Source organism: Neorhizobium fuzhouense, assembly GCF_042611105.1.
GTDB classification, from domain to species: domain Bacteria; phylum Pseudomonadota; class Alphaproteobacteria; order Rhizobiales; family Rhizobiaceae; genus Neorhizobium; species Neorhizobium galegae_A.
Map to the genome: position 1 here is coordinate 17,574 of NZ_JBHFFP010000002.1, position 17,669 is coordinate 35,242.

Genomic DNA, 17,669 nt, shown 5'->3' on the forward strand with positions numbered 1-17,669 from the left:
TTCCTTGTTCAGGAGCCTGGAGACATCAGCAGGCTTGCGGAAACCCGCCCGGGCGTATCCTCGGATCTTCTCCGTCAGCGTGGTCGCCATCTTCTCGGCGGCGGCCTCCGTCAGACCAAGATGGGCGCGATCCTCATCCCGGATCTTGGGTGGCAGCTTGCCGTAGTCCGATTCCGTCGACATGGGCACCCGATCACGCTTCTGCGCGCCACGCTGCATCGACCTGACCTGCGACTTGCTCCCCATCATCTCCCCCGAGTCCGGTTAAAGATTATTCGCGCCCGGCTTGTTGTCAACGATACCGATATCCGTTGCGCCGGCCGGATCCGCAACAAATCATTCTGTAGCCAATTCAACGGGAGGAGATTGATACATGGCCACGATTCAAGACATGGCGGAGACCGCCACATCCATTCGAGAGGGCTGCCTTGCCCTCGCAGCCGAAGTAGGCTCCGGATCCAAACTTCCGAAAATCATGGATGTCTACGTGAATCTCTTTCTCAAAATCTACAAACTTGAACAGGACCTCCGAGAAGCCGCGTTCCCATCCTCCGAAAACACCCCGGGGGTGCTGCCGAAAAAATGCCGGGAGGGGGTCTTGGAAATTTTGACCGGGAGGGGGGCTGCAAAATCCGAACGCGCCCTTAACACCTGCGCCGCACGTCTCCTGTGTGGAAGCCGAAGGCAAGATCGACGGGATTTTCGACTACAAGATCGAGTACGACGACCACCAGTTCTTCGCGGCTGTGACCGTGCCAGTGAAGGCGTTCTTCTACAGCGAACGGGATGCGGTCTACCGGGATCCGGCGCAATCGGTGGCGGTCGCGACCACTGTCGCCCCGAACGGCGATCTCTATTGCCCCGGCAAGAGGTTCAGGGACGACGACAAGGGTGAAGTCGTCTGGGACATCCTCGAACAGGCGGAAAAGATCGAAGAGCTCCCGGAGTTCAAGCAGGCCTCCGGTCTCTGGCAGCAGCGTGCCGAAGCCTTCAATCGTGCCTAGGAAGCCTATACGAAGGCCGCTTGCCCCTTCACGAACATCTCCATGAATCCGACAAGCCGGGGCATCGTCTCCGGCTTCGTCATTAGTGACTTTCCGTCACCATTCATGTCGACGACGACATCATGCCCGGGCGCACGCGCGCACATTTAATTAAAATCGGTGCGCGCTGGGATGCAGGCCTGCGCTCTCTTGCAGGATCGTCGGCGGCTGCGTCGGCCTGTCTGTGTGCATATGCTGGTGTGGGTGGACGGCTGTATGTCCGGGCGCATTCTTCGTGCCCCTTCGAATATATAATTCTATTTTCGCCTCATTGTTAATTAATCACAATATTTTTTCCTAGCGATCAAAAGTAGTGTTAATAATTAAACGGATTTATCCGTCATTCATCCGCTCTTCGCCGGTGACTCCAGTTTAGCAAACTCCGCTTTCGCCGGTGGAAATCCCGACATCCGAAAACGAGCTGATTTCACGCGATAAAGCATGGAATTGTCAGCATATTTTGTGAGCATGGATTTCGACACGTCACCAGATCGGATGACACGCCGCCGGCGACATCGGCCATTCACCAGCAGTCATGCTCGGCTCTTCAGTGGCCTCCGGGTGAAAAAATTTTTTATAAATGCTTTATGTTTCTTGGAGTTTCTAATTCGCAATTTGCAAAACAGCGTTTTTCATTGATTTTGGACTTGTTCGTCACTCAAACAGATGACAGCATCATCTCATCGGAACCGCGGAGAGACACTCTCAATAGCCAGATGGCTGCAGCTACCGACGGCGGCGACAACCAAGCCAAGGCCAACCCTGGCCCCGGAGACACGGGCAAAAGCGAATGCAGCGCCTCGGCACTGAGCTCTTTGAAAATCGAATAGGCAGCTTCCCGAACACGACCCGCAGGATGCGGTGAATACGCGCAGGAAGCTCAAGAACAGGGACAGGCGACTGTCCCCCTGGTTCCACGCAACATCGGTGGAGCTTGGGGGCTAGCCGCCCCCTCCGGGAGAACCGGAGGACACGCTCATCAGGGAGAAATGAAATGAGCGCATATAAGTTTGAAAACCTCGACGGCGGCCTCGCACTCGTCAGCGTCAGCAATCCGGACATCTGCGAATGGATCGCTTTCGAAATTGGATCCTTTCCGAGCGCCGGAGTCGTCGCGGCCCGCGTCGCGCTCTGCGACGGCGCCGACAGCAACCTCTTCGCCTTCGACGTCGAGGGTGCTGCCGATATCCGCACTGAGATGACTGAATGGCTCGAAGACAACGGATATTCCGTCAGCATTCCATGCGACTACCGCTGCGACGATCGCAAGACGGCAGCGCCTCGCGAAGCTCAGGCTCTTCGTGACCGCTTCCTTGGCGACTATGCTCCGCTCGACGCACTCTGGTGCGCTTCGTGGGTGTCGGAGGACGGTCAGGGATCGATGTATGACGACGGTCACGCCGAGCGTCCCGACCCCGCCGCCTTCGTCGCCGAGCTGCTCGATGTCTGCGGCGACACAGCACACGACCGCAAGGGCATCCTCGCCGGCCGCATCAACCTGACACGCTACCGCGGTCATTGGAATCGCGGGCCAGAAGTCCTCGAGGTCGAGGACTTCGACGCCGAGGACTTCGCCCCGCTGCCCGCAGCAGCCTGATGCCCCACCTTATCCCCTCCGTCTTCGCCGGCGGAGAGGATACCGGGCGGCATCGCCCCCGGACTTTCGTCCGGTCACGCTCATCACCAAAACAGGGAGAAATCAAATGAGCAAAACTGTTTACATTGCGCGCAACGCGCAGATCCTAGGATCCGTCGGCGATGAGCCGATCGACCCCGCTGTCCTCGACCGCGTAGAACTCAGCGTTACTGCACTGCACGACTTCAGCGGAGTCTCCGAAACTGACCGTGCCGCGATCGCCGCCTTCGCAACCTTCGTTGACGAGCTGATGCCCGACAGCCGCTTCTTCGAATTCCTTCGGTCGACAGGGCCGATGCACTACCCCGGCGAGGAGGACGAGTTCGAATGGACCGTCGAGGTCCTGGAATGTTCCGTCAACGACTTCAGCGGCGACTTGTATGCTGACCTGGTTGCGCACGAGGACACCGTGCGGCTCGGATATGCCGTCTTCGTCGACCAATCCATGAAATACGTCGACAAGCTTCTCGCGCTCGAGGACATCGCCAAGTCTTCCGAGTCCGAGGTCACGGTCCGCTCTGCCGTCAACAATGTCTACGACGAGGCCCGCGAGCACAACGATCCGCTGGCCGATATTGTTGACGCACTCGTCGGCACTGGCTGGGAATACGACCGTTCTGTCGGAGAGCTTAGCCGCCGCGCGGAGGCCGCATGATGACCGCCGCCGACCGCAAAGCCGCATTCCGCAAGCTGTCGTCGGGGCATGACCTCGACGACCTCGCCAGGCTTCTCGGCTACACGCCGTCGACGCTGCGCACTTGGCTCAACCCGGCGCATCCTCGGGCGCCGTCGGACCAGGCTCTCAGCCGACTCCGGAATGCCGTCATCGCCGAACTCACGGACAAAATTCGTGGACTCGGCCTCGAAGTCATTCCTCGCCGAAATTCGGTCGGGGAACCAAATGGCAACATTTTTGACAATGCCGCCTGATGCCCAGCCCTGACCCCTTCCGACAGCGCAGGGTCATAGATCGGCATCGATCACCCGGACTACCAACATCCAAAAAAGGAGACAAGACATGACAAAATACGCACTCACACGCCTCGACGGCCGCATTCTCGACGTTGGCCTGACGCTCGCCGAGGCCGCCTCGGCACTGCTGACATACGACAGCGCCGAGTTCGAAGTCCGGTCCGACGATGACGGCTGGATGGTGATCTTCACGCGCGCCGCGCGGTCCGGCGGTAAAAAATGGACGACGACTGTCTTCTGTGCGCCGACGGAAGAAGAGCTTTTTCTCAAGGTTGTCAACGCTTTTGACAACGCTACAGATGCCCTCGAGGCCGTCGACGAGGATGCCGACAGCGGCTGGTGGAAGATCGCGCCGGCAGGCGGAGAGGCCGTCTACGGCTACGGTTCACGCGCCGAAGCCGACGAATATGCCGAGCTGCTCGACTGCGGCTCAGAGCCGACCGCCGTGCACCATGTCTCGGCGGTCTCATGGCATGACGCGCACGTCAAGAATCTAGCGGAGTACGGCGATCTGAACCTCGACGACGAGCTGCGCGGCCGCGCCGCCTGATGCCTCATTTTATCGCCTCCGGCGCCACGTCCGGAGGCGATAGCGAGTGACATCCGTACATCGGACAAACTCACCAAATCCATGAAACGAGGGAGAACAACCATGGACATGATCAAAAATGTTTATCTGACCGAAGACGAGGACATCCTGGCGACCTGCGCCGTCGGTGTCCATCGCCCCACGCTACGCGTTCATATGCCGTTCGGCCAGTCATACGACACGCTGTCGGACATCGAGCGTGCCGTGCTCTGGGCATTCGAGCGGGTGGTACAGACGGAACTCGCCGGCATCGGCCGAGCCTGGATCTTCCGGGGTCTGTCGTACAGTGAGCCCGACCTCGAGGACCTCAAGAATCCTCTCGTCATGCATGTGCGCGCCCTCGAAAGCGTTCTCTTCGCGCCGGACTATGAGGAGCTGGTCGGCAGCGCTGACACCGTCGACCACGGCTGGGCGCGGTTCGTCGAGGTGACCGAAGCCTGGGCCCAGGACATTCTCGCGGCCGCATGATGCCTCACCCTGACCTCTGCCGACGCTGCAGAGCTCATAGAGCGGCATCTCTCCGCCGGATACTTCCGGTGTCAACAAAAGAGGGAGAACTGAAATGGACACTGCACAAATAGCCGCCGAGGTCGCCGAAGCCAAGGCGACGAGGGTCACGCACCTGCACCTCGAGCGCGAAGCCAACGGCCTGGTTGCCGTTGTCTGGGTCTCGACATCGAATCGAGTCCTTGAGCTGCGCGAGCTGCTCGACGAAGACGGCCTGCTGCCGGATCACATTGTCGACACGCAAGCGGTCGCCGCTGGCTTCGTCGATCGGGCTTCCGGGGAACGGCTGCCGATGCCACCGCGCGTCGTCGGCAGGCCGGAAACGACCGAAGACAAGCATCGATTCCTGGACTGGTGCGCTTTGACGAGCCGAGCCCACGAATACATAGACCGTCACGGCCGTCGCGCGCTGCACGCGCTGCAGCGGGAGGAAGCTCTCGAAGCCCGGGCGACACCGCGTCGGGCATACGCTCCCGCATAATGCCTAACCCTGTAGATCCACGAACTGGCCGTTCCGAAACGGCGGTCTACATCCACCCACTAGCACTGACTGAGCTTGCGCGCGGCTGTCAGGAACTGCGGGATATGCTTAACGCCGATGCCAACGAACGATTTCTTGGTTACCCGCCTGAGGTCAGGAGGCTGATCAAGCCGAACGATTTCTCGGCGCTCGGGCACGGTGTCGAACAAGTTGAAGCAGTCGCCCTTTGAAAGATTCCGCCGCCAATCTTATCTCCTGACAAACGGAGGAAGATCATGCCCGAGATCTATATGCTGCGGTTCTATCGCCTTGAGTTCGGTGACACGGCTGAAAAGGACGTCCCACTGATCGGAGACGATCTGGCCGAGCTGAAGCAACAGGCCTGCGAGGCTTTGACCGCTCGTTTTCAAGACGAGGCGGCGGCTCGGAGGAAGCGGTCGAAGGTGCCACATACAGCGGTCATGCTGGACAAGAACGAGCATGTCATCGCGAGATTTCAGGTAGAGGCGAGCCGGAAAGCGGCGGAGATACCCCATCACCTCTGGCATCCTAAGATGGCGGGAACTCCCACGCCCAAGATCGCGGAATATCTGCGGGAACGCTTTCAGTAGTCTGCGGCGCTCATCATCGTCATCACCCTGATCATGGTGTTCTGATCCTCCGTATGCTCGGAGCCGTGTATCTCGTCTAGGCTGCAGTAGTCGATCTTGAAGATGTAGTTGTCGACCTCGAACTTGCCGAAGTTGTGTTCCCGGTAGGGATCGTAGCCTTCCGGCCAGTCGTCGAAGGCTGCTGCGGCCCGGTAGCCGCGAATGATCTTCTCTTTGTCTTCCTGCCCGAGCTGACTCATAGCGACCATTCGACCATTCAGGGCGGGGCCACTCAGGCGCAGCTCGTCATTGAGATCGCGGATCTGCGTCGTGCGGTTGTCTAAGGCTATAGATGTCCGTATCGTTTCATAACTCGCGGATGAGCCACGGTGAGGCGCAGTCGCTAGCGAAAGTACCATCTGAGGGTGGACGAAGGGCGGATCCTTCTACGCGGAAAAGCCGGGGCAACTCCCGACTCGTTCTTTGTCGGTTGCGCTGCCGCTGCACATCATCCTTGCAGAACAAATGGGAGGACAACATGTTCACGAAGTTTCAGTGGTGGAACCCACTTTCTTGGATCGGGACGATCCTGCATTCGATCGGCGCTTTCCTGCATATGCTTGGCATCTCATTCGGGATCACCCAACCGCCCCGCACCGATGGCCACGAGAATATCCAAACGACCGAGGTCACCGATGCAGAACAGGATGCCCGCCGTGAGCAGGAAGCCATGGACGAGATCGCCGCCGACATGACCCCGGCGCAGGTCGTCCACGCATATTGCACGGCCTCGGAGGAGTCTCGGAAGACTGTAAACCTGGCACCGCTTTCGATGGAACAGCAGGACTGGCTGATGCGCCTGTCCGATGCCGATCTGGTAATGCTAGGCGAATCCGGTGAAACTGCCTGCAGGCGCAGTGTAAAGGCTCGGAAGCTTCTGGTGAACCGGGCAAAGCTGCGGCCTGCCGACGTGGAAACGGCTCCAAAGATCCTGAAGATCCCCGGAGCCGCGCCAATTGTGGACGAGATGTCGGAAGACGAGAAGCGCGAATACCATCGTGAGTTCTTCGCAGACCGCCATGCCGAGCTTTTCCTGTCTTCAGGAGCGCCCAACACGAATCCGAAGTTCACGCCCCCCTCCGCCACGCTGCATTGATACCCCTGCATCGCCGCAAACTTTGAAATCGCCCTTAACCGAGCGATTTTGCATTTCGAAGATCCTCAACGCATCCCACAGTTCCGGAATTTCGTTGATGACTTGGCCCCACCGCTCGGCCATCGACTTATCGGACAAATCCATGAGATCAACCTGCGTTGCGCATACGGTCGATGTGAGCCTGACGCTGGTCAAGAGCGACATGGAGACGGCGAACCTCAGCTTCGAGGCTGGCGACGTGGCGAACCGCCCGGATGGCCACGCGTCCGAGTTCATCGGCACGTCCGCGGGCCTCGTTCAGCTCGCAGGCATACCTGTAGGCGGCACGACGCTGCTTGCTGCGTTCGACGGCCTGTCGACCAGCGGCAGCGGCTTCGGACATGGTGGAGGCGATGGAAGCCGTGATGAGGCCCAGTTCGAGGACGGCACGGCCTGCCGGGTCCTTGGAATCGAAGATCGTCATACCCATAACGCGAAACTCCTTGTCAACAATTCGAGATCTAATCGATCGCATCCAGGAATCGGCGTCAACAAGAGGTCCGCAATATTATTAACGGATAGTTCCGTTAATAATCGCGACGATGTAGAAGGTTTGCACACCAAGCAGATCCAGTTTCCGGCATGCTCCCAGCAGAACGTCTTTTCGCACGGGCGATCCTCCTGCCTGATGAGAATGATTTGGAGTCGGCGATCGGGCTGCAAGGTCTAGCGCTTCATCTTTCCTGTGACCAAGGTGTTGTTATCTTTGTCGCCACATGATGTGCACCGCAGGCTGGGTATCAGCGCGGCGATTACGGACACCTTGGGCCGATCAATAATCTACACTTGCGTGCTTCCAGCCATCCGTGGCTCCGTCAGGGCCTTCCGGGAAAGCAGCGACCCGAGTTCTTTATTGAAGTGTTCGAAGGACGCGATCACCTGGTCGAATACGAGATCGAGGGCATGTCCGTATCCGCTGGTTACCCCAGCGATGTCGAAGCCCAAGGCGGTGAGAGCTTGCAGAATCCCGCCCGCGTTATGGGCATCGGCGATGCGCAGGTCGTTGTTGATGAACAGGGCCGCTATCTTCTCGTTGCGGACCGAGAGATCTGCTGGATCCGCGCCGGAGCCAAACGCATCGAGCTGTTCGTCATCCCTATTCAACCGTTCAACGATGTTCGTCAGCGCCTGTAGCAGTTTCAGGCTTCCAAAATTCGCCACGTCTTTGCGCGCATGGCCCGCTCGCTCGACCATCCCGCGAATGAACCCATCCGGGATCCGCTGGTAGAGTTCGTGGAGGCTCTTACAGCGCGCCAGAAACGCCTGCTCTGTCATAGATAATGGCGCGACCTGAGCCAGACGCTGTAGTTCTGGGAACTTGGTCCAGCCGTTGGCTCTGATCTCCTTTCTGGAAAGCTTCATTATTTGCTCGGGATCCTTCGGTATTCCGACAGCTTCACCAAGGCCCGAAAGGTTGTCCCCGAGGGTCAGAAGCTCGCGAACAAGCCTGTCGACCTTGGCGACGATATGCTCTTCAGCGAGGTCGAACTGCGCAACCTGCTCCGGAGAGACGGCATACTGGAAAGCATGGACAATCTCGCGATCCGGCTTGGGCTTGTAGAGCTCCCGAATGGGCACTTTGATTAGGTTGCGTCCCACCCGCACACAGTCGCTGAAGCCCCATTGTCCTCCGTAAGAGGGGCTGCACAGCCAGAGTCCGTGGTAGTCGATTGGACAGGTGCTATAGAACCCGCTCTGTTCATATTTCTCAAGAAACCGGTCATCCAGATAGATAGTATGCCTTTCGACAATTCCTTCGGCGCGACGCTTGGTCATTTCACCGTCGATACCAGGCCACCGCAGCCCATTTGCGCTGACGGAGGAACAACGGTCTGGGGAGACGGCGAACACCTTTGCCCAGATTTGAACCAGTAATCCGCCATCGTCCTCGCGGATGTCGAGTTCGAACCAGGAGTCTTGTCCACCAATCGACTCGTGCGCCCTGCCATTCATGAGCTTCCGGATCTCAGGAAGATCTGGAAAGAGGGTCTGATAGTAGAAGACCCGGACACCCCATGCGCCACGCGCCCAGAGATACTGTCGGAGATACTCGTTGGCCATCCGCCAGCGAATGTTCCGGGATGCGATGTAGTGATAGCTTCCTGAGATTTCACCCTCAGCGACTCCGAATTCGGGAGCGCCGAGGTCGTCGAACACCACGCGTTGCTCGTCTTGGCCAATAACGCGCATTGACAGTCCGAGGGTCATCCATACCTTTTCGGCTAGCATGTAGGTGTAGAACGAACCCGATCCCCAAGAAGCGACGATGTAGTCGAAGCCATCTATCGACGGAACGTACTTTTCGAGGCCGCCCTGTCCCTCGACGTGCGGTGTCGAGAAGGACACCACACCATCGCCTGCAGCCCGCGATTGCCCCATGGTATCCATCTCGGCTTCGGGCATTACAGCCATGACCATATGAACGCATTCTCGTGCCGGACCGTACGGGTCGTGCTCGTATAGTTCGCTCACGTCAACGCGGCGCGCCGGATCCAATCCTACTGGTTCTAGCAGCGAACGTAGGCGCGGTGGAAGCAGGGCTTCATTGATCGGGAATTGCTGAAGGTAGTCGATTGGCAAGGGCAACTCCGTGTCGCTTTCTCGGCTCGCGGGAGCGGAAACTCAGTTCATCGTGCGTGCTATGCCGCGGAGATTAGACTGCAACCTTGGTCGCAAAGACACAGGGCTCCGCGTCAGTGGGCGCCGCGAACAACGGCCACCAGAACTTGTGTGCTGTCCATCCAAGATCCCGGCCGCCTTCTTGCTGAAGCAAAACCAGGGCAGATTTCGAACGCGGTTCATCAAGAACTTTCTTGCGAAGCGCGGTACCGAGAATCGACCGACCTGACTTGTCGCCCGATCCTGAGCGTGACAGCCTTCTGCCCGTCTCGGCCCAAATGAGGATTTTGCCGTCGCCTCCCTGCGCCATATCCGAGTAGTAGTCGATAAGGCCGCGCATGGCTTTCCATTCGAACTCAACTGTGTCGAATTCCATGCTCTGCTGAATTGCATCGACAATAGCCAACGCAGTCGTGCGGTCCACTGAAACGAAGTCGTCGATGTTGCGCCACTCAGGCTTAATCAGGCGATCCAGCTCCGCCTGAATTTTCGTCATCGCCGTGCCCCCTTTGGTTTGGAAGTCGCTCGGAAGGAGCATGTCATTAGGTGAGACGGCGACCACATCGCTGAGCAAGATCTTGTTAGGCGCGCAAGGACGAATGCGACGAGCAGCGTCAGATTGGATAAACACGACACCAGCATCGTGGGCACCATTCTTAAAGGCGGTCCGCAGCGACTCCTCGAGAGCATTGATCGTGTAGAGCCGATCGTAAACCGCACGGGAGGTGTAAAACCGCGTGACGGCGAGATCGCGCCGGTCGCGATTGCCATACATTCGCGAATGCTGGAGGACAGTGTCCGCCTGCATCGTCTTGGGGTTGCGACCATAGTAAAAAGAGATCAAGTTCGGAATGGTAATGCCGCGATCGAGGATGTTGCCACCGACCCAGATATTATAGGGCGTGCGTAGCTTGAGCTCCGCATTAGCATCGAGCAGAGCCATGACATCCGTGTCAGAGTTCACCTTCTCGACCACCACATCGTCGCTCTGCAGAGCATCGATGAAGGCATCGAAAGTGTCGTCACGGGGAGGCATGCGCCCTTGATCCGCGAGGACTGATGCTTCCAGATCGTCGAAGGCATCGTTAAACAACGGACGCAACGCATCTGGATCATTTTCGGCAGCATTCACGATGGCACTGAAGATCCAGTCGATCACCTGATCCTGCCAAGCATGTGCGGACCGCTGGATGTCGTTGTGGATTACCATCGCGTACTTCTTCGTGCGGTCTCCTGCCTCGCGCTGCTGCCATCGCCGAACGCCCACTGCAACCACAAAGGTGATAATGGCTCGTCGCAAGCCGGCGACGTTATCGCTTTCGAGGACATTGTCCGAACTGATGCGGCGCCTGTCCGCGCGCCGAAGCGCATCCTGCTCGGGCTCGCCGACCTCAACGACTAATTTTGAGCGCGGATCATCCATTTCGAACGAACCGAAGTAGTCGTCCCCACCCACATAGCCGGAATGAATAGGCAGCAGCTCAGTAAAGACGGGGCGCTTGGGTTTGAAAATGTAATTCGAACCATTAGCGTCATCCTCATAGCCCTCCGGCTGAAGGTAGAGCGAGTATGGCGTTGCTGTGACCTGCAAGAAGGCGATGCCCTCCGTCATACCGCGGAGCTGATCGATTTGGTCGGCGATCGTACCTTGGTTGATGTTCGGATCGCCCTTTTTACGTACGAACCGGACGCTGGCGAGATCGGCTTCATCATCGACCAACAGCACCTTGCGACCTTGCAGCTCCTCATGGTCATTGATGAAATTAATGAGCCGCTCGAGGTTGCGCGCCTGCTTTTTCGCTACGATCACGACTTTTCGGCGCAATTCGCTACGACGAGGCGTTCCTGGGAGATTCATAATGTCGAGTACGAGGAACTCGTCATCATCAATGAATTCCTTGAAGTCCGCTTCGAGACGGCGAACTGTCTGAGCTGAAAGAGTTTTGGTTCCCTTAGTCAACACTATGGCTACATCGAATCCACGATCGAAAGCCTTGGCAATAATTCCTACAAAACCTCGCGTTTTTCCTGATTGGATTTTGCCAAGAAGCATGCCCGGCCTATCCCCAGTGGTGGATTCCGTCTCAAGTTGGTCGACTATCTTCTCGATGCAGCTTGAGAGCGCATCATCGTCATTTCGGAAGCTCTTGAGGCGCGGATAGTACGAAGAAGAAGTTTCGAGGGAACCAAGCCTCCGGTTGTTGCGCTTCAGCCAGGCCCGAACCTGCGCCCGACGGAATACTGGACCGGAGGCCAACTCCTGCAGGGGCTGAGGGAAGTCGGATGAACGCACCCGCCAATTGGCCACAGCTTGAGTCGTCACTCCTGCCATTGTCGCAATCTCATTGATGCCTACCAGGTCACCGTCCATACTTGCCTCCCAGGATTGATGTGGTTTCTGTGTATATTACTCACAAACTCTCGTCAACAATTGTGATGTTAACGTCCGCCTTTGACTTCTGTGACGTTGATTTTCTTCACTCGCGTTGGTGATGAAACAATCCGTATCAGCATGGGCGCCGCCAGCGGGACTGCTCAGGGATTAACGGATAAATCCGACACAGACCAATCTCGTAACCGAGATTCAGATGACGCACCCGCTCACCCACGGAACATGTTTGGAACACCATGCCTGCCGGAAGTGAAAAGCTCCCATGCTATCGGTTAGGCAAATGGGATTCATACTATCCGTGCATCGATCGCATGATCTACAGGAGGATGGTAGGTAAGCTGTGATGTTGATTCTGCTGATTGTAGGGGAAGACGATTATGGCCAATCACACCGACGACAAACCGTCAGTGCGATCAAGCGAGGTAGCCGCAGCAGCAACGCGGAAGCCACCGCTTGAGACTGAGGAACTTCGCCGAGGTCTGCAGCGGTTCTTCCGTGAGACGTTCCACGAAAGCGACACTGGCGCCAAGCGTGCTGTGGGCAGCTTCAAATGGGGCGTTTACGCCTTTTATGACTACGACGGTGAGCCGATCTATGTAGGTCAGACAAAGGAAAAGCTATCTGGACGCGTGGGCCGTCATCTGACGAACCAGAGGACCGATGCCGTTGCTATGTCCGTACTAGATCCTTTCGAGGTGGCCGATATCGAAGTCTGGCCGCTACCCGAGTTCGAGGGCGTTGGATCGAAGCATCCCGACTTCAAGACGGCCAAGGCGCATCTGGACGCTTTGGAGCACTTGATCTTCAGCAGACTACGCAAGCAGAGCCGTTTCGGCGTGATCCTCAATGAAAAGGATCCTCCAGCTCCGACCGTGGAGATCGACGAGCCGCCGTCATTCAGGGGTACTATCCTCAACGATCAGATCCGGGAGCTGCGCGGTCATCCGGACAGCAGACTGGCGCGACGCGCTCTGACCGTCTCCAAGCTCGCCCAAGTCATTTCGGAACGGGAACTTAAAGGTTTGGGACTCAGGCGCGTCCTGCTGGCGCAGGCAACCCGGATGCGCTGGCTTGCCGAGCAGCGCTTTATAGCTCTCGGTGGTGAGGCAGGGGTCGAGGTCGGCTCTGAAGACGAAGACGACGCGGCGGACAGTGAATAAGGTTCGCCGAAACCTGTACCTCTAGGTTCTCTTGATCGGCGACGGCTGAGACTGCTTCACCACATTTCCATCACGAGTGATGGTCGTCGTACGGACGGTCTCTACGCCCTGATATTCGACCGTAAAGCCAACCTGATGAAGGTGGTGGTCGTTACCGCCGAAACATTCATGGAAGGCCTTGAGGATCCCAACCTGTTGCAGCGTCTGTGGCGGTGGTGCCGGATTGTTTCTTGGCGCGGGGATTGTCCCGGGGAAAAGGTAGATGCAGGGTGGCGGCAGCTCATATGGTCCAATCGTCGTAACAGGCGCTCCGCCTGCAGCAACCTTCGGACACGGCCGACCGATGGTTCCGCAAGCCCAGTCCCAGATGATCAGGCCATCGACGCGCTGGCTGCGAGAGATGATCTCGGCCGACAAGCGGGTGTGGATCCCTGACCAGGCATTGTGTGGCGGCGATGCCCCGGGATTCGAACAGACCGACCAGATGATGAATTCCTGGACGTGCGGTGGCCGTTCGAAGATGTTGGTGTTGTTGCCGTCGAGACAGCCTTTCAGTTCGATGGCTGCCTTCCTGCCGTCCAGCAGCTCGACGACGTAGTCGTGGCGATTGGCTTCGCCGGCCGACTGCCATTCTTTGATGGCGTTCTGATCCTGCATGTAGTTCAGGACGTGCCGCACGAACTCCCGCTTTTCTGACATCGTCGCGGAATACTGGCCGCGAACGCGCTCGACGGCGCCGCGGAAGAGGCCGGAATTATAGAACTCCTTCTCGTCCAGGCCGTGGTCGCCGAGCTTGTGCGCTTCAGTCTTCAGGACTTCCGCGAACTTCTCGATCTGTTTCCTCAGGTCGGCGTTTGCAATGCAGGGGATCGGCGACTCTGCCGTCATGCCACATGTATCTCATCGGTTGATTCGTCCGACGAGACTACACCCGCAAGGGGCTCCAGCAAATGATGGGCAAGGAAGCGCACCACGGGAACGGCAACGCCGTCACCCATGAGATGGTAGGCTTCGTTGTAACCCTTGGGCAGCTTGTAGGTTTCCGGCAGGCCCATCAGACGCGCTGTCTCCCGGGACGAGATCAGACGGCTGCGCACGATGTTGCCGTCGACGACGATTATGGTCTGACGCGACGAGCCACCTGCAGGCGTGCGCAGGCATCCGGCGACATCATCGAACCGGACTTCGGCGCGCACGCCACGGCCCTCGGCATCCTGACGGGTGCGCTTGTAGATCCCGCCGACCATACGACGACCCGCGCGCTTTGCGGCCTCGACCTTGGCTCGGTTGATGGGCGACATGGAATCGAGCAGCTTCGAGGTCTCTTCCTGCGTGTGCCATTCCACCGAGACCGGATTCTCCTCGATGATGTCGGCGAACGTCGATGTGCGCATCGCAGGCATCGACAGGTTCCACCATACCCAATTCTTCATCGCGGACGCAGGAACGCGCTCGACAGCGTTGCGCAGCCCACGCGTATGGAACGGCATCGTCGGCCCCGGAGCCACCAGCGCAGAATCGATCTCGATGTCGTCGCGAACTCCAACCACGAACAGCCGCGGACGGGACTGGGGAACGAAGACGGCGGCATCGATGACCAGCGCGCCGTACCGATATCCGTGATCCGTGAACGTCTGACAGATCGCGGCGAAGTCCTTGCCACCATGGGACGTGAGGGCGCCGTTCACGTTTTCAAGGGCGATCACGCGCGGGGCGCGGTTGTCCTTCTTGAGATCGGCGATGATATCCCAGAACGGATAGAAGGTGCCCGATCGTTCGCCCTTGAGGCCCGCGCCGCCGCCAGCAAGCGACAGATCCTGGCAAGGGAAAGAACCCCAGACGAGATCCGCGATGCCTGGCAGCTTCTCGATCTTCACGCGACGGATGTCGTCGACCAGCAGTTCTCCGCCGAGACCCCAGTTGAGCTGGTAGGTCAGCCCCTTCTTCTTGTCGAAGTCGTTTGCGAATGCGCACTTCCAGCCCTTGCCGAGGCCAGCGCGCGCCATTCCGGCGCCTGCAAAGAACTCGTAGAATGATGGCTTGGGCATTGTACGCTCCCGATTCTTTTCCACAGGATATCAACAGGCATCCTGTTAATAAACTCTATTAGTTTATGTTTTGTTCTCTTTCCAGAGCTTTATTCATGCACTCCTGCCGGACGAGGCCGGAGGGGGCAACCCGAAACTTGATGGACCCCCAATAAACTGGGCCAGCCGGGCCGCAAGCGCGACTCGGTCCTTCAGTTCACATTCCCACACTGTCAGAACGCTCCACCCGGCTTGTTCGAGGCTGGACACGTTCCGGGCATCGCGCTCCCGGTTCCTGCCAACCTTGGCTAGCCAGTAGTCCTGCCGGGTCGAAGGGATCCGCGCACCGCGCTTGCAATTGTGGCCATGCCAGAAGCAGCCGTGGATGAAGATCACCTTCTTGCGGCCGGCGAAGACGAGATCGGGCTTGCCCGGCATCATCTTGCTGTGCAGCCGATATCGGTAGCCCATGGCGTGCAGCAGGCGCCGAACGATCATCTCCGGGGTTGTGTCCTTCGACTTCACGCGAGACATCGTCCAGCTCCGGTGTTGGTCCGTCTCAGTCATCTTAGCTTCCGGTGAACGCCTTGAAAATGCGAATCCCCATGCCCGCCAGCGTCGCGCGCATCACCAGCAAGATCAGGTCGATAATCAGATACTCCCCTAGGGTTCTCTTCACACCGGAACCGTAGCCGGCCCGAAAAGCGACATAGAGGTCCTTGTTTCCGGCTCCGCCTGCGCAGCCCGAGGGGAATCTGCGAATTGATTTGGATATAGCTATTCCTGCAGCGTAGCGTTGAGCTCACGATAGGCATGTGCCGACGCCATCAAATTCAATTCCGCACCGCGCTCACCAGAAAGTATGGGATACGTGGAATAAACCAGCTTTATGAAGCCATCCCAGTTCAGGGCCTTCGTATTGCTGATTACGTGATCAAGGATACGCTTTTCCCACTCACTCAATGTGACGTCTGTCCCTCTCGGGTCAACCAATTCGATCCGCTCTTTCCGTTTGCCGTACATGTTGGTCTCAGACCGCACTTTGAAGGCAGGATCATCAAGAGCCATCTGGTGAACATCATCAACGTAGGGTCCGAAATGATGAAACCGCCATTTGATCGGTGTCAGTTGGCTACCGTTATCCAAGGCGGCTTTCCAGTCCGCGAGGTAAACCATCTTGGTGACACGCGCCTTCGACAGTTCATCCTTATGAGGGTAGTTCGCTATGAGGTATGCGACAGCATCACGTGTTGTTGCCATGTCAGAATCCTCGCGTAGCGGCGAAATCAAGAGACGGCTCCCGTTCACCCATTACCTTGAGCAAGTGTGCGATATCTTTCCCAGTCGCTCCGTAGATATGGTGCTCTAGGAGTTCAACAGAGAATCGATTGGCATCACTGCTTTCGAACACCACAATCGCGTCCCGGACGCTATCAGCGTGTCCGTTGAGGGCAAAGGCAGCGATAGAACGCGCCTTCATTCCAAGTTTTTTTACCACCCCTACAGGCAACTTCCACTCATCCCGGCTCCGAGCACAGTATCCGTCGAGATCTTGAAGAGGATCCGGCAGATCCTGCACCACACACTTACCGTCACCGCGTGACCAAGCCGTACCAATTACCCCTTGGTCAACAGGGTAGACACCACGCCCGGGGCGGTCCAACTCCGGCAACACTGCAAATCGTCCAACCATGGTGAACGAATTTCCTGTGTGGCGATAGACGCTGACGCGGTCCCGGGCATCAAGGTTCAGGACCTCCGCCAGGACTTTTAGCCGATTGTCCCAAATTGCGAAGTAGTCGCTGCCGAAGTTCTGAACGAGCTCATTGGCATCATCGAGCTGCTGCTCGAGCTCGCGGTTCCGACTGGCCAGTTTCGCTTGTGAGACACCGCCGTACCACGCGCAAGCCACAGTTCCGATGGCAGCAATTGCACTGCCAGCACGCGCCCAAGGACTTTGATTTTCATCCAGCACAACCAAGCAAAGATCTTTTATGACAGAGAGTCCAACTCCTGACACAAGAAGTGCGATGGTAGTCTTGTAATTGTCTAACCATCTTCCAGCCTGTTCGAAAGCCCCACGACGCACCGAGTTCTCCTTCGCTCGCCGCGAGATTGCCACGAGTCGTTATCTGCTACTAGAGGTCTGTCGAGCTAATCGAGGTGCGGCGTTGGAAATCAATATGCGGGATTTCAACCGCCACCGATCCCGCGTTGGCGGTGATCGTATCGTTGGCGGTGCCGTTGGCGGTAATTGTCTTGGGAAATTTTAGGATTTTCTTGCAAGCCTTGCCCCTTAAGGGAAGGCGTTGGTCGGAGTGGAGAGATTCGAACTCCCGACCCTCTGGTCCCAAACCAGATGCGCTACCAGGCTGCGCTACACTCCGTTCAACGATGAAAAGCGGGATACACGGTTCGCCCGCAGGCCGCAACAGCTAAATCCGAGGAAGATGAGGAT

At 57.7% G+C, this 17,669-nt stretch carries 21 protein-coding genes and 1 tRNA gene; 11 read left to right on the top strand and 11 right to left on the bottom strand.

Annotated features, from left to right (window positions below; genetic code table 11):
- A partial coding sequence (locus ACEXP3_RS03930; protein WP_377296111.1) for a hypothetical protein occupies positions 1-219 on the bottom strand: 219 nt, incomplete at its 3' end.
- Positions 220-671: 452 nt separating this feature from the next.
- Here ACEXP3_RS03930 and ACEXP3_RS03935 point away from each other — a divergent pair.
- From ACEXP3_RS03935 to ACEXP3_RS03975, 9 genes are all read left to right on the top strand, one after another.
- Positions 672-1,004 carry a hypothetical protein gene (locus ACEXP3_RS03935; RefSeq protein WP_377296112.1) on the top strand — a complete coding sequence of 111 codons (333 nt, stop codon included), beginning with the start codon at positions 672-674 and terminating at the stop codon, positions 1,002-1,004.
- Between the two features lie 1,033 nt (positions 1,005-2,037).
- Positions 2,038-2,640, top strand: coding sequence for a hypothetical protein (locus tag ACEXP3_RS03940; protein WP_377296113.1), 603 nt, complete (start codon positions 2,038-2,040; stop codon positions 2,638-2,640).
- Positions 2,641-2,746: 106 nt separating this feature from the next.
- Entirely contained in the window at positions 2,747-3,334 is a 588-nt protein-coding gene (locus tag ACEXP3_RS03945; protein WP_377296114.1) for a hypothetical protein, read from the top strand.
- The gene (locus ACEXP3_RS03950) at positions 3,334-3,609 is read left to right on the top strand and encodes a helix-turn-helix domain-containing protein (protein WP_377296115.1); all 276 of its coding nucleotides are present in this window, start codon (positions 3,334-3,336) and stop codon (positions 3,607-3,609) included. The genes ACEXP3_RS03945 and ACEXP3_RS03950 overlap by 1 nt, the downstream gene beginning before the upstream one ends.
- 88 nt (positions 3,610-3,697) lie before the next feature.
- Entirely contained in the window at positions 3,698-4,201 is a 504-nt protein-coding gene (locus tag ACEXP3_RS03955) for a hypothetical protein (protein ID WP_377296116.1), read from the top strand.
- A 102-nt stretch (positions 4,202-4,303) separates the two neighbouring features.
- Positions 4,304-4,708 carry a hypothetical protein gene (locus ACEXP3_RS03960; RefSeq protein WP_377296117.1) on the top strand — a complete coding sequence of 135 codons (405 nt, stop codon included), beginning with the start codon at positions 4,304-4,306 and terminating at the stop codon, positions 4,706-4,708.
- A gap of 94 nt (positions 4,709-4,802) precedes the next feature.
- The gene (locus ACEXP3_RS03965) at positions 4,803-5,228 is read left to right on the top strand and encodes a hypothetical protein (protein WP_377296118.1); all 426 of its coding nucleotides are present in this window, start codon (positions 4,803-4,805) and stop codon (positions 5,226-5,228) included.
- A gap of 104 nt (positions 5,229-5,332) precedes the next feature.
- Complete coding sequence (locus tag ACEXP3_RS03970) at positions 5,333-5,458, top strand: hypothetical protein (RefSeq protein ID WP_377296119.1); 126 nt, start codon at positions 5,333-5,335, stop codon at positions 5,456-5,458.
- Between the two features lie 45 nt (positions 5,459-5,503).
- Positions 5,504-5,839 carry a hypothetical protein gene (locus ACEXP3_RS03975; protein WP_377296120.1) on the top strand — a complete coding sequence of 112 codons (336 nt, stop codon included), beginning with the start codon at positions 5,504-5,506 and terminating at the stop codon, positions 5,837-5,839.
- Here ACEXP3_RS03975 and ACEXP3_RS03980 read toward each other — a convergent pair.
- On the bottom strand, positions 5,833-6,087 hold the full coding sequence (locus ACEXP3_RS03980) for a DUF3768 domain-containing protein (protein WP_377296121.1): 255 nt from the start codon (positions 6,085-6,087) through the stop codon (positions 5,833-5,835). The two genes, ACEXP3_RS03975 and ACEXP3_RS03980, sit on opposite strands and share 7 nt — an antisense overlap.
- Positions 6,088-6,356: 269 nt before the next feature.
- On the opposite strand from ACEXP3_RS03980, the gene ACEXP3_RS03985 reads away from it, so the two are divergent.
- Positions 6,357-6,974, top strand: a complete 618-nt coding sequence (locus tag ACEXP3_RS03985; protein WP_377296122.1) for a hypothetical protein — start codon at positions 6,357-6,359, stop codon at positions 6,972-6,974.
- A gap of 148 nt (positions 6,975-7,122) precedes the next feature.
- On the opposite strand, the gene ACEXP3_RS03990 is transcribed toward ACEXP3_RS03985, so the two are convergent.
- The 3 genes from ACEXP3_RS03990 to ACEXP3_RS04000 form a co-directional block, all read right to left on the bottom strand.
- Positions 7,123-7,443, bottom strand: coding sequence for a hypothetical protein (locus ACEXP3_RS03990; RefSeq protein WP_377296123.1), 321 nt, complete (start codon positions 7,441-7,443; stop codon positions 7,123-7,125).
- A gap of 350 nt (positions 7,444-7,793) precedes the next feature.
- Positions 7,794-9,593, bottom strand: a complete 1,800-nt coding sequence (locus tag ACEXP3_RS03995; protein WP_377296124.1) for a hypothetical protein — start codon at positions 9,591-9,593, stop codon at positions 7,794-7,796.
- Positions 9,594-9,666: 73 nt separating this feature from the next.
- A complete protein-coding gene (locus ACEXP3_RS04000) occupies positions 9,667-12,003 on the bottom strand; it encodes a Z1 domain-containing protein (protein WP_377296125.1) in 2,337 nt (778 codons plus the stop codon).
- Positions 12,004-12,401: 398 nt separating this feature from the next.
- Here ACEXP3_RS04000 and ACEXP3_RS04005 point away from each other — a divergent pair, with 398 nt between their 5' ends.
- Positions 12,402-13,184 carry a GIY-YIG nuclease family protein gene (locus ACEXP3_RS04005; RefSeq protein WP_377296126.1) on the top strand — a complete coding sequence of 261 codons (783 nt, stop codon included), beginning with the start codon at positions 12,402-12,404 and terminating at the stop codon, positions 13,182-13,184.
- 21 nt (positions 13,185-13,205) lie between these two features.
- Here the strand turns inward: ACEXP3_RS04005 and ACEXP3_RS04010 are convergent, their stop codons facing one another.
- The 6 genes from ACEXP3_RS04010 to ACEXP3_RS04035 all read right to left on the bottom strand — a co-directional run bounded on the left by ACEXP3_RS04010 (position 13,206) and on the right by ACEXP3_RS04035 (position 17,598).
- A complete protein-coding gene (locus ACEXP3_RS04010; protein WP_377296128.1) occupies positions 13,206-14,072 on the bottom strand; it encodes a hypothetical protein in 867 nt (288 codons plus the stop codon).
- A complete protein-coding gene (locus tag ACEXP3_RS04015) occupies positions 14,069-15,232 on the bottom strand; it encodes a DNA cytosine methyltransferase (RefSeq protein WP_377296129.1) in 1,164 nt (387 codons plus the stop codon). Before ACEXP3_RS04015 ends, ACEXP3_RS04010 begins: the two co-directional genes overlap by 4 nt.
- A gap of 93 nt (positions 15,233-15,325) precedes the next feature.
- Positions 15,326-15,778 carry a very short patch repair endonuclease gene (locus ACEXP3_RS04020; protein WP_377296130.1) on the bottom strand — a complete coding sequence of 151 codons (453 nt, stop codon included), beginning with the start codon at positions 15,776-15,778 and terminating at the stop codon, positions 15,326-15,328.
- Between the two features lie 210 nt (positions 15,779-15,988).
- A complete protein-coding gene (locus ACEXP3_RS04025) occupies positions 15,989-16,471 on the bottom strand; it encodes a Panacea domain-containing protein (protein WP_377296131.1) in 483 nt (160 codons plus the stop codon).
- Between the two features lies 1 nt (position 16,472).
- Positions 16,473-17,192 carry a hypothetical protein gene (locus ACEXP3_RS04030; RefSeq protein ID WP_377296132.1) on the bottom strand — a complete coding sequence of 240 codons (720 nt, stop codon included), beginning with the start codon at positions 17,190-17,192 and terminating at the stop codon, positions 16,473-16,475.
- A 329-nt stretch (positions 17,193-17,521) separates the two neighbouring features.
- Positions 17,522-17,598 (bottom strand) — tRNA-Pro (locus ACEXP3_RS04035).
- Between the last annotated feature and the right edge of the window lie 71 nt (positions 17,599-17,669).